9 protein-coding genes are annotated in these 11,226 nt (G+C 73.5%); 5 read left to right on the top strand and 4 right to left on the bottom strand.

All coding sequences use genetic code 11. The features are described 5' to 3' along the window. The first annotated feature begins 104 nt into the window (after positions 1-104). Positions 105-1,295 carry an LLM class flavin-dependent oxidoreductase gene (locus OO57_RS36285; RefSeq protein ID WP_033257074.1) on the top strand — a complete coding sequence of 397 codons (1,191 nt, stop codon included), beginning with the start codon at positions 105-107 and terminating at the stop codon, positions 1,293-1,295. A 163-nt stretch (positions 1,296-1,458) separates the two neighbouring features. On the opposite strand, the gene OO57_RS40150 is transcribed toward OO57_RS36285, so the two are convergent. Both OO57_RS40150 and OO57_RS47295 read right to left on the bottom strand, forming a co-directional pair. Further along, positions 1,459-4,875 carry a discoidin domain-containing protein gene (locus OO57_RS40150; protein WP_418909941.1) on the bottom strand — a complete coding sequence of 1,139 codons (3,417 nt, stop codon included), beginning with the start codon at positions 4,873-4,875 and terminating at the stop codon, positions 1,459-1,461. 95 nt (positions 4,876-4,970) lie between these two features. Beyond that, positions 4,971-6,812, bottom strand: coding sequence for a discoidin domain-containing protein (locus tag OO57_RS47295; protein ID WP_081974206.1), 1,842 nt, complete (start codon positions 6,810-6,812; stop codon positions 4,971-4,973). Positions 6,813-7,048: 236 nt separating this feature from the next. On the opposite strand from OO57_RS47295, the gene OO57_RS36305 reads away from it, so the two are divergent. The 3 genes from OO57_RS36305 (at position 7,049) to OO57_RS47110 (ending at position 8,779) form a co-directional block, all read left to right on the top strand. Next, a complete protein-coding gene (locus OO57_RS36305) occupies positions 7,049-7,414 on the top strand; it encodes a hypothetical protein (RefSeq protein WP_033257075.1) in 366 nt (121 codons plus the stop codon). A gap of 184 nt (positions 7,415-7,598) precedes the next feature. After that, positions 7,599-8,537 (top strand): class I SAM-dependent methyltransferase, encoded by a 939-nt coding sequence (locus OO57_RS36310; protein WP_081974207.1) that lies wholly within the window; start codon positions 7,599-7,601, stop codon positions 8,535-8,537. A 110-nt stretch (positions 8,538-8,647) separates the two neighbouring features. Then, entirely contained in the window at positions 8,648-8,779 is a 132-nt protein-coding gene (locus OO57_RS47110; protein WP_267885009.1) for a hypothetical protein, read from the top strand. 112 nt (positions 8,780-8,891) lie between these two features. Here the strand turns inward: OO57_RS47110 and OO57_RS36315 are convergent, their stop codons facing one another. Further along, positions 8,892-10,106 (bottom strand): cation:proton antiporter, encoded by a 1,215-nt coding sequence (locus OO57_RS36315; protein WP_033257076.1) that lies wholly within the window; start codon positions 10,104-10,106, stop codon positions 8,892-8,894. Here OO57_RS36315 and OO57_RS44415 point away from each other — a divergent pair. Beyond that, positions 10,084-10,398, top strand: a complete 315-nt coding sequence (locus tag OO57_RS44415) for a helix-turn-helix domain-containing protein (RefSeq protein ID WP_234337681.1) — start codon at positions 10,084-10,086, stop codon at positions 10,396-10,398. The genes OO57_RS36315 and OO57_RS44415 overlap by 23 nt on opposite strands. Positions 10,399-10,420: 22 nt before the next feature. Here the strand turns inward: OO57_RS44415 and OO57_RS36320 are convergent, their stop codons facing one another. Further along, positions 10,421-10,891 (bottom strand): cation:proton antiporter regulatory subunit, encoded by a 471-nt coding sequence (locus tag OO57_RS36320; protein WP_033257078.1) that lies wholly within the window; start codon positions 10,889-10,891, stop codon positions 10,421-10,423. Positions 10,892-11,226 lie beyond the last annotated feature (335 nt).

Genomic DNA, 11,226 nt, shown 5'->3' on the forward strand with positions numbered 1-11,226 from the left:
GCATCCCGAAGGACCGGGCGGCCATTCCTTCGGAGCCATCAACGGCAAACCACCATCAGCCACACCCGGTCCTCCCGGACCGCCTCACATTCTTAGGGACCACCATGCGTTTCGGCTGTTTCATCTCCCCCCTGCACCCCATCGGCGAGGACCTCAACCTCCTCTACCGGCGCGACCTCGAGTTCGTCGAGCTGGTCGACTCGCTGAACTACGAGGAACTGTGGATCGGGGAGCACCACTCGGCGGGGTGGGGCACCATCCCGTCGCCCGAGATCTTCATCGCGGCGGCGGCCGAGCGCACCCGGCGGATCAAGTTCGCGACCGGCGTCACCGCGCTGCCGTACCACCACCCCTTCATGGTCGCCGAGCGCGCCCTGCAGCTCGACCACATGACCCGCGGCCGGTTCATCCTCGGCTGCGGCGCCGGATCGGTCATATCGGACATGCACATGTTCGGGATCGCGCCCGAGAGCACCCGCGAACGCACCGCCCAGGCCCTGGAGACGGTCGTCGACCTGCTCGCCGGCCGGACGGTCACCCGCGACGAGGACTGGTTCCGGCTCGTCGACGCCCGGCTCCAGCTCGACCCCTTCACCCCCGGCGGCCCCGAGGTGACCGTCGCCAGCGCCGCCACCCCGTTCGGGGTCCGGCTGGCCGGCCGGCTCGGCGTCAGCGTGCTCTCCCACGCGGCGCCGCCGTGGGGAGCCGTGCGCTCCGGCCACACCCTGGGCATCGAACGGCTCGCCGACCAGTGGCGCCACCACGAGGAGGCCGCGGCCGAAGCCGGCCGCCAGGTCTCCCGCGACGACTGGCGGCTGGTGGTGCCCGTCCACGTGGCACCCACCAGGCAGGAGGCGATGGACGACATCCGGGACGGCTGGCTGCGCCAGCGCAACGAACTGTGGATCGACACCTTCGGCATCCCGATGTCGCGCAACCCGATGAGCGGCACCAAGGCCTTCGAAGCCACGGTCGCCGCCAACGGCATCATCGCCGGGGACGTCGAGGACGTCGTCACCGCGATCGCCAAGCTCCAGGAGATCACCGGCGGCTTCGGCACCCTGCTCATCTCCTGCCAGGACTGGGCCCCCCGCCCGGCCCAGGCCCGCAGCCTCGACCTGTTCGCCCGGTTCGTGGTCCCGCGCTTCCGCGGGACCGCCGACCGGCTGCGCGCGTCGAACGACTGGGCGGCTGCCAACCGCGTCGCGATGCAGGAAGCCGGTTTCGCCGCCCGGACCAAGGCGATGGCCGAGCACACCCCGGCGGACGGCGCCACCGCACCGGCCGGGGGGTGACGCCTCCCCCCGCCCGCGGAGACGCCGCGGCCCGGTGGCCGGGGCCTCGGCCCCGGCCACCGGGCCGTCCGGTCGACGTGCGGTTCGGTCGACGTGCGGTTCGGTTGACAGCCCGCCCGGTTGACGGCCCGCCCGGTTGACGGGCCGTCCGGTCGGCGCGCGGTCAGTCCATGGCGTCCGCGGTGACGGTGGTGGGGTTGGTGAGGTCGGCGGCGAGGGGGAGGTTGCGGGAGCTGTCGCCGACCAGGACGCGGTAGGTGCCCGCGGTGGCGGTCCAGTGGGAGGTGGTGGTGTCCCAGTGGGCGAGGGCGTGCGCGGACACCGTGAAGGTGGCGGTGGCGGAGGCGCCGGGCTCCAGCGTGATCCGCTGGAACCCCTTGAGCTGGTGCGGGGGTTCGCCGGTGGCGGCGGGGGCGCCGACGTACAGCTGGGCGACCTCGGTGCCGGGCCGGGTGCCGGTGTTGGTGACGGTCGCGGTGACGGTGGCCTTCCCGTTGGTGAGCGGGCCGACCCGCAGGTCGGAGAAGGCGAAGGTGGTGTACGAGAGGCCGTGGCCGAAGGGGAACAGCGGGGTGAGGTTGTTGGCGTCGTACCAGCGGTAGCCGATCTTCAGGCCCTCCGAGTACTGGACGGTGCCGCCCGTGCCGGGCCACTGGGCGGGGGTGCTCGCCGGGACCTGGGACAGCGAGGCGGGGAAGGTGATCGGCAGGTGGCCGGAGGGGTTGACGTCGCCGAACAGGAGGGCGGCGATCGCCTCGCCGAACTCCTGGCCCTGGTAGAAGCCCTCGAAGACGCCCGCGACCTGGTTCAGCCAGGGCATCATGACCGCCGAGTTGTTGCTGAGCACCACGACCGTGTTCGGGTTGGCCGCGGCCACCGCCGCGATCAGCCCGTCCTGGTCGTCGGGCAGGGTGAGGGTGGCGGTGTCGGCGGTCTCGTGCCCGTAGTCGTCGGCCGCGAACACGACCGCCACGTTCGACGCCCTGGCGAGGGCGACCGCCGCGGCCCGGTCGGTGCCGTCGTCGTAGGCGACGGTGGTGGCCGTCCCCGCGGTGCGCTGCTGGATGCCGTACAGCGGGGTGTAGGTGCCGGAGCTGGTCGCGTTGCCGCTGCCGCCGCCGGAGGTGAGCGTGCCCGGTCCGGCCTGGGTGCCGATGACCGCGATCGAGCGCCCGGCGTTCGCGTCGAACGGCAGCAGGCCGTTGTTCTTGAGCAGGACGGTGCCCTCCTCGGCGCCGCGCAGGGCGACCGCGCGGTGGGCGGGGGTGGCGACGATCGCGGTCTTCGAGCCGCTGGGCGCCTTGTCGAACAGGCCGAAGCGGAACATCTGGGTCAGCACCCGGGACACCATGGTGTCGAAGGTCGCCTGGCTGACCCGGCCGTCGGCGACGGCCTGCAGCAGCGGCGCGGAGAAGAAGCCGTCGAACGGCATCTCGACGGTCTCGCCCGCGTTGGCGGACGGCACCGTGGAGTGGATGCCGCCCCAGTCCGAGGTGATGAAGCCCTGGAACCCGGCCTGCTGGTACATCGCGACGTTCTCCAGCGCCGGGTTCTGGCACGAGTACTCGCCGTTCACCATGCTGTAGCCGCACATCAGCGCCGCCGCGCCGCCCTTCTCGATCGCGGTCTGGAAGGCCGGCAGGTAGATCTCCTGGAGGGTGCGGGCGTCGACGATCTCGTTGCCGGGCGCGGAGGGCTGCTCGACGTTGTACGCGGCCACGTGCTTGACCTCGGCCATCACGCCCTGGCTCTGCATGCCCCGGACGTCCGCGGCCGCGATCTGCCCGCTCAGGTACGGGTCCTCGCCGAAGGTCTCGTAGGCCCGCCCCCAGCGCGGGTCGCGCACCATGTTGACCGTCGGGCCGAGCGAGACGTGCACGCCCTTGCCCGCGAACTCCTGGCCGACCGCGACGCCGAACTCGTGCACGTAGTCGGTGTCGAAGGTGGCCGCGGACACCTCCCCGTCGGGGAACTGGGTGACGCCGCCGAGGCCGTCGCCGACACCGCTCGGCCCGTCCTCGAAGTTGACGTCGGGGATGCACAGGTCGGGCTGCCCGGCGATCTGCCCGATGTAGACGTCGGAGCCGTCGCCGTACAGCATCCGGTCCTTCTGCTCCTGCGTCATCGCGCCCATCAGCTGCGCGACCCGGGTCGCGACCGGCACGTCCGGCCGGTTCAGCCACGGGCAGTTGCCCGGGGCGGGCTTCGGCGCGGGCGGCGGGATGGCGACGGTCTTGTCGCCGACGGTGCGCACGGCCAGCTCCCAGAGCGAGACGCCGTACCCGGTGGCCCGGGCGGTGGTGTACAGCCGCAGGTAGCGGCCGGTGCCGGAGACGTTCACGGTCTGGGTGCCGCCGGTGCCGGTGGTGGTGGAGTAGACACCCGTCCACCTGGCGCCGTCGTCGGACAGCTCGATCCGGAACCCGGTGGCGTAGGCGTTCTCCCACCGCAGCACCACCTGGCACACCGGCAGGCTCCCGCCGAGGTCGACCGCGATCCACTGCGGGTCGCCGACCGCACTGGACCAGCGGGTCAGGGGGCTGCCGTCGGTCGCGTAGAACGCGTCGTACGCCGGGTTGCCGTCCTCGGCGGAGGAACCGGTCGCCGGGTGGCCGAGCGCCGCGTTGACGGTGCCGCAACTGCCGCTCCCGCCGCTGGGCGAGGGGGACGGTGACGGGGTGCTGCCGCCCCCGCCGGTGAAGACCTGGAACTCCCAGAGCGAGTACCCGTACTGGGTGCCCCGGGCGGTGCCGTACACCCGCACGTAGCGGCCGGTCCCGGTGACGGCCAGGGCCTGGGTGCCGCCCGGCCCGGCCGCGGTGGAGTAGACGCCCGTCCAGTCGGCGCCGTCGGCGGAGACCTGCACCTGGAAGGCCGAGGCGTACGCGGCCTCCCAGGCGAGCGAGACCCGGCACACCGGCAGCACCGCGCCCAGGTCGACCTGGAGCCACTGCGGGTCGGCGGCGGCCGAGGACCAGCGGGTGCCGCCGTCGCCGTCCACCGCGGCCGCGGCCGGGAAGGCGGCGCTCTGCTCGGAGGAGGCGGTCACCGGCCGGTCCAGCGCGGCGTTCTGGGTGCCGCAGGCCGTGCCGCCCCCGCCCGTCCCCGCGGTGCCGTACACCTGGAACTCCCAGAGCGAGTAGCCGTACGCGGTGGTGCGGGCGGTGCCGTACAGCCGGACGTAGCGGCCGGTGCCGGTGACGTTCAGGGTCTCGGTGCCGCCGGTGCCGGTGGTGGTGGAGTAGACGCTCGTCCAGTTGGCGCCGTCGTTCGAGGTCTGGAGCTGGTAGGCCTTCGCGGCCGCGGTCTCCCAGCGCAGTACGACCTGGCCGAGCGTCGCGCCCGCGCCCAGGTCGACCTGGATCCACTGGGGGTCGGCGGCGGCGCTGGACCAGCGGGTGCCGGTGTCGCCGTCCACGGCGGCGGACGCGGGCGTCCCGGCGTTCTCCACCGACGAGGCGGTGACCGGCCGGCCCTGCGACAGCAGCGCCGGGGCGGCCTGCGCGGCGGGCGTGTCGGTGACGAGCAGGGAGGTGAGCAGGGCCAGGACGGCGAGCGCCGCCGTCCACAGCGTCTTCACGGTGCGCCGGGGCACCGGGGCGGACCCCGGCGGCCGGGCCGAACGTGCGTTCACGGTTCTCCTCGCGGACGTACGGGTGGGGGACGCGCCGGAACTCAGAAACCCACGGCGACTTCGAGCCACTGCGGGTCCGCGTGCGAGACGTACGAGGACTGGCTCGCGTAGTCGTCGTACGGGAAGCCGTACGCCAGGCCGTCGATCGCGCGGTCGTGCCAGAACTTGGCGTAGTAGTTGGCCGGGCCCGCCGCGTAGTACTTCGTCGGGTCGGACCACTGCGACTGCGGCAGCGTCGCGACGTGCCGGTTCAGCGCCGAGCACATGCCCGGGTCCGCGGCCATGCTGCCCGCGCAGCCGAAGATGTTCGAGGTGCTCTCGTTGACGCCGACCGAACTCGCGTACGCCGTGAAGTAGTTCGCGTTCACGCCGCCGGTGCGGAAGCTCGGGTCGCTGCCCGGCGCGATGATCCGGTACGGGGCCTCGGTCTGCGCCAGCACCTTGAACTCCGGCGGCACCGCGTTCGCGAAGTCCTGGAACACCTGGGCGCGGCCCTCGTCGAACACCGACCGCGCGTCACCGACCTGCACGTCGTAGCCGTCGGCCGCGTGCAGCCGCATCGCCAGCGGCAGGGCCCAGGCGTCGACCCGGGTGGTGTTGCCGTTGAACACGTCCGGCCCGACGGTGAACTCGATGAAGTCGGCGTACCTGCTGGTCGGCGAACCGAGGTAGAAGTACATCCGGCCGGAGGAGTTGGCGGGCATGTCGAGGTACGGCTGCTCGGCGATCGAGTGCACCTGCCCGTTGAAGCTCCAGTACACCTGGCTGTCCGGGTAGGCGCCGTTGGTGCGGTTCAGCACCTTCACCATCAGCACGTTCTGCGCCGCCGGGATGGTGCCGGTGTCGCCCCAGAACGGGTCGGCGGGCGGCGTCGAGGACGAACTCGGCGACGGCGAGGGGGAGTTGCTGCCACCTGCGACGGTGTGGACCTGGAACTCCCAGAGCGAGTAGCCGTACGCGGTGGTGCGGGCGGTGCCGTTCATCCGGACGTAGCGGCCGGTGCCGGAGACGGTCAGCGACTCGGTGCCGCCCGCGCCGGTGGTGGTGGAGTAGAGCGGCCGCCAAGTGGCGCCGTCGTCGGAGACCAGCAGCTGGTACGCCCGCGCGGCCGCCGTCTCCCACTGGAGCTGCACCCGGCAGACGGCCTGCACCGAACCCAGGTCGACCTGGACCCACTGCGGGTCGCTGAACGCGCTGGACCAGCGGGTCCCCGGGTCGCCGTCGAAGGCGGCGGACGCGCCGGTGGCGGCGTTCTCGGCGGAGGAGGCGGTGGCCGGGCGGTTCAGCGCGGCGTTCTGCGTCCCGCAGCCGCTCGGCGCGGTCGCGCCGTACACCTGGAACTCCCAGAGCGAGTAGCCGTACGGGGTGGCGCGCTGGGTGCCGTACAGCCGGACGTAGCGGCCGGTGCCGGAGACGTTCAGGGTCTCGGTGCCGCCGGTGCCGGTGGTGCTGGAGTAGACGCCCGTCCAGTTGGCGCCGTCGGTGGAGGTCTGGAGCTGGTACGCCTTCGCGTACGCGGCCTCCCAGCGCAGGACGACCTGGCTGAGGGCCTGCGCCGAGCCGAGGTCGACCTGGATCCACTGCGGGTCGGCGGCGGCGCTGGACCAGCGGGTGCCGGTGTCGCCGTCGACGGCGGCGGACGCGGGCGTGGCGGCGTTCTCGGTGGAGGAGGCGGTGGCCGGGCGGCCCTGCGACAGCAGGGTGGCCGCGGCCCGGGCGGGCGGTGCGGGGGCGAGGGCGAGCACCAGCCCCGCCAGCAGGGCGGTGACGGTGAGGAGGGCGCACAGGGGCGCGCTCCAGCGGGTGCGGGCGGGGGCGGGGGTCCGGTGCGTTCGGTGCGTTCGGTGCGGGCGGCGCGTGTGGTGCGGGCGTGGCGCGAGCATCTGTCGACTCCTCGGGTGCGCGTGCAGGTGGGGGCGGGGTGGGGGGGGTGTGCGGTCGCGCAGCGAGAGAGGGTGAGCGCTGAGAGCGCTCTCTCGCCCCAGCAGTGTGATGACCTGGAAGAATTCATGTCAAGCGGGAGAGCGCTCTCCCATTTCGGCGTCCGACGGCGACCGGAAAACGGCCTCCGCGGCGGAATCCCGGCCCGAAAGCCGGGCGGTGGCCTAGGCTCGGAGTCATGTCGAACCCTGACGGGCTGCTCGTCGACATCGCCACGATGGTGGAGTCCGAGCACAGCAACCAGATGTCCGTGACGGTGGTGGTTCCCGGTGCGGTGATCACCGGCAGGCTCGCCCCGGTGGCCCTGTGGTGGGAGCGGGTCGCCGACGTCCTGCAGACCTCCGACCACCTGAAACCGTTTGCCGCCCTGTTCGCCCCGCCCCCCGACGGCGGCGACCCCGAGCCCCCCACCCACCTCCACCTCCACCGGGCCCGCATCCTGCAGGGCGACTTCGGCCTACCGCACACCGGCGGCATGTACCGGATCGCCATCGCGGACATCAGCGCCTGGTCGGTCGGCGACCTCAGTTACTCCGACGGCTGACCGGCCCCCGACCGAAGACCCGCCAGTACCCGAGCGCCCGCCGGACCGGAAGGTCCGGCGGGCGCTCCTCCGTTCCCGCCGCCCGGCGCACCGCCGAGCACTTCCGGCTCCGCGCCCTGCCCCCGGCGGACCCCGACTGCTTCCGCGCCGCCGGCAGCCGAGAAGCCAGGTGTTGAATGGGCCCATGGGCGAGAACGGGCGGAGCCAGCAGGACGGGCAGGACGGGCAGGACGGGCAGGACGGGCAGCGGGCGCGCGCGGCGAGCCGGACAGCGGTGCTGGTCTGCCAGGGGCGGGCCGCCGCGGACGGGCGGGCCGCGGTGGGGCGGTTCGCCGACCCGGTGGCGGTGCGGCTGCTGCGGGCCGAGGAGCGGACGGTGGTCGAGCAGGTCCGCGCGGGCACGCCGCCGCAGGGCTGGCGGGAACGCACCGGCTACGAGAGCGTCCGCGCCTGCGCCGAGGTCGCCGTCCCGCGGACGGTCGCCATCGACGAGGCGCTGCGGGAACGGACCGGCAGCCAACTCGTCGTCCTCGGCGCCGGGTTGGACACCCGCGCCTGGCGGCTCGCCGACCTCGCCCGGACCGACGTCTGGGAGGTCGACCACCCCGCCTCCCAGCAGGACAAGCGCACCCGCCTGGCCGCCGCCGGAGCCGAACCCGCCGCCCGCTCCGTCCACTTCACCGCCGTCGACTTCGCCGTCGACGACCTCGCCACCGCCCTGGCCGACGCCGGACACGACCCCGCCGCCCCCACCACCTGGCTGTGGGAGGGCGTCGTCCCCTACCTCACCCGCGAACAGGTGCGCGCCACCCTCGCCGCACTCGCCGGACGCACCGCCCCCGGCAGCGCACTCGTCCTCAACTACCAGGCCCCGTCCGCGAAAGCCGCCGCCGGACGCCTGCTCACCCGCCTGCTCGGCAACTCCGTCACCGCGGGCGAACCCTGGCGCTCCCTGTGGAAGCCGCAGCAACTGGCCGCCCTGCTCGCCGAGCACGGCTTCCGAACCACCGCCGACCACGACCTGCTCACCCTCGCCCGCCCCCTCGACACCCCCGCCCACGGCCGCACCTCCCTGCGCACCGGCCGGGTCGCCGTCGCGATCACCGCCGCCGAGCACCGCTGACCGGAGACCGAACGGTCCCGCGGGCAGCGCAGTTCGGCCGACCGGTGCCAGCTTCCCCCTGTGCCGGTGCACCGCACCGCACCGCACCGCACCGACGCGTCACCGAGAGGGTGAGGCCCATCTCTGCCGGGCCGCCGACCGAACCGGCTGCTGCCGACGGCGGTCCGGACCGCTGCGGCATCCTGGCCGCCGCGGTCTCCGGCCACCGCTACCCCCGGGTGCACGCCCCCGCCGCCGACTGAGCCCGCACCGACCGACCCGGACCGCCCGTCGCGGACGACCACGACGGGCGGCAGGAGCGGACGGAGCGGACGGAGCGGCAGGAGCGGACGGAGCGGTCGGCGTGACGGTGCGTCAGACGTGGACGCCCGGTTCCTCGGGGAGGGGCCGGGCCTCCGCCGCGGCCGCCCGGTCGTCGCGGCGGGTGAGGCGGGCGGCCAGCGGCTCGGTCCAACGGGCGGCCAGCGGGCCGATGATGACGAGCAGCAGGACGTACGCGGTGGCGAGCGGGCCGAGGGAGGGTTCGACGCCCGCGGCGACGGCGAGCCCGGCGATGACGATCGAGAACTCGCCGCGGGCGACCAGCGCGCCGCCCGCCCGCCAGCGTCCCTTGGCGGCGATGCCCGCCCGGCGGGCGGCCCAGTAGCCGGTGGCGACCTTGGTGAGGGCGGTGGCCACGGCCAGCGCCAGGGCGGGCAGCAGCACCGGCGGGATGCTGGCCGGGTGGGTGTTCAGGCCGAAGAAGACGAAGAAGACCGCGGCGAACAGGTCGCGCAGCGGGCTGAGCAGGGTGTGCGCGCCCTCCGCGGCCTCGCCGGACAGCGCGATGCCGACCAGGAACGCGCCGACCGCCGCGGACACCTGGAGCTTCTGCGCGATCCCCGCGACCAGCAGGGTCAGGCCCAGCACCACCAGCAGCAGCTTCTCCGGGTCGTCGTGGGAGACGAAGCGCGAGATCAGCCGCCCGTACCGCAGTGCGACGAACAGCACCGCGCCCGCGGTCGCCAGGGCGACGGCCAGCGTGATGCTGCCCACCAGCAGCCCGGCGCCCGCCAGCAGGGCGGTCAGGATCGGCAGGTAGACCGCCATCGCCAGGTCCTCCAGCACCAGGATGCTCAGGATCACCGGCGTCTCCCGGTTGCCGAGCCGTCCCAGGTCGCCGAGCACCTTCGCGATCACCCCGGACGAGGAGATCCAGGTGACCCCCGCCAGCACGACCGCCGCGACCGGCCCCCAGCCCAGCAGCAGCGCCATCGCCGCACCGGGCAGCGCGTTGAGGACGAAGTCGACGATCCCGGCCGGGTACTGGCTCTTCAGGTTGGTCACCAGGTCGGCCGCGGTGTACTCGAGGCCGAGCATCAGCAGCAGCAGGATCACGCCGATCTCGGCGCCGGTCGCGACGAACTCCTCACTGGCACTGAGCGGCAGCAACCCGCCGTGGCCGAACGCGAGCCCGCCGAGCAGGTAGAGCGGGATGGGCGAGAGGCCGTACCGGGAGCCCAGGCGGCCCAGCAGCCCCAGGGCGAGGATGATCGCGCCGAGTTCGATGAAGACGGTGGCGGTCTGCAAGCGTTCACCTTCGTTCTCTCAGGAAGCTCCGGCCTTCGAGGCGAGGAGGAGCGGGTTCTTGGCTGCTGGCCGCGAAGCGGCGGGACGGTTTTCGCGGTTGTCGGTGCAGGGCGTGGTCAGTGGCCCCGGGCGGACTGGCGGCGTGCGTCTCCGGTGCTCCTTCCGCCTGTATCCGACGAAGCATCAACAACCTTTGCTCGCGAGGACGTTCGGGTGCGCGCAGGTGGTGCACAATGACTGGACGGCCGGTGAGGCCCGGTGCGGAAGCACCGCGCCGGGCACGGCCCGTTGAACGAGGAACCCAGGGGAGGGCGTCAATCCCTGCCGAGGATCACGGCGGCGGCGTCCACGCCCTCGCGGGTGCCGATCAGGATGAGGGTGTCCCCGCCGGCCAGGCGGAAGTTCGGGGCGGGGGAGGGGACGGCGCCGGTGCGGCGCAGGACGGCGACGACGGAGACGCCGGTGTCGGTGCGCATCCGGGTGTCGCCCAGGGCGCGGCCGTTCCAGTGCGAGCCGCCGGAGAGTTCGACGCGTTCGGCGACCAGGCCGAGGCCGGAGGTGTGCAGCACGTTGGGGCTGTGGTGGGAGGGGGTCAGGGCGTCGACGAGGGCGGCCGACTCACTCTCCGTCAGGTGCAGCGAGTGGGCGCAGGCGTCCGGGTCCTCGCGGCGGTAGGTGTTGAGGGTGCGGGTGCCGTCCCGGTGGGCGATCACCGAGACGTGCTGCCGTTCCCGGGTGGTCAGGTCGTACTGCACGCCGATGCCGGGCAGCGGGGTCGATTGCATGCGTGGTACGGGCACGGGAGGGATCCCTTCGGCGCGGTACGGGCGGCGTGGTTGGTTCGTACCACCTTTTCAGAGGTGGGCCCGCGGCCGAAAGGGGTCAAGGCAGGGTAAAGACTTCGTCAAGGAGTGGCGTTCCTCACGCCCGCCGCCCGGACGTGCAAGGGCACCGGCCGCAGACCTCCTCCGGGGGTAGGGGGTCTGCGGCCGGCGTTCAGGGGGCGGGTCTCCGCCGGGGATCAGTCCAGGTCGTCGCCGAAGTCGGGGCGGACGCCCCGGGCGAACTGGATCTCGTCGTTGGAGGTGCCCGCGGCGACCATCGGCCAGACCATCGCGTC

This window comes from Kitasatospora phosalacinea, from assembly GCF_000717185.1.
Taxonomy (GTDB): domain Bacteria; phylum Actinomycetota; class Actinomycetes; order Streptomycetales; family Streptomycetaceae; genus Kitasatospora; species Kitasatospora phosalacinea_A.